Annotated in this window: 1 pseudogene; it reads right to left on the bottom strand. The window is 74.7% G+C overall.

The features are described from left to right. Positions 1-505: pseudogene (locus tag IE287_RS38180) on the bottom strand (tyrosine-type recombinase/integrase); the annotation flags it as partial.

Below are 505 nucleotides of genomic sequence, written 5' to 3'. Positions count from 1 at the left end.
CCGTTGGCGTTGTCCCGGCGGACCACGTGCAGGTGCGAGCCGGGAACCCGGCAGCCCAGCACGCTGGCGTCCAGGACGAAGTGAATGTCCTCCCGCCGCAGGCCGGCGGCCTCGCTGCGACGCAGCCCGGCCCGGGCCAGCAGCAGCACGATGAACCGGTCCCGGGCACTTCGGCAGGCCCGCAGCAGAGCCAGCACCTCCTCGTCGGCGGCGCGGTCGACCGGCTCGTCCGGCTCGGGAGCCCGGTGACGGGCCTTGGCGAAGTAGCGCAGCCCGCTGCCTTCGCCGCGGGCCTCGGGCGGCAGATCGCGCTCGTCGGCGATCTCGTAGAGCTGGGACAGCACGGTCATCGGCACCGTTCCCAGGGACGCGCCGTGCGCGAGGAACTCGCGGACCCCGGCGAGCACCGTGTTGATCCGGCGCGGCCCCCGGACCGGGGCGCTGCCCGGCCCGGCCACCACCGGACCGCCGTCCCCGCGGGAGTACTGCAACCAGAACATGAAGC

It is taken from the genome of Streptomyces omiyaensis, from assembly GCF_014650895.1.
GTDB lineage: Bacteria > Actinomycetota > Actinomycetes > Streptomycetales > Streptomycetaceae > Streptomyces > Streptomyces omiyaensis.
The sequence above is the reverse complement of the archived record's forward strand: the minus strand, read 5'-3'. Positions and strand labels throughout refer to the sequence as shown.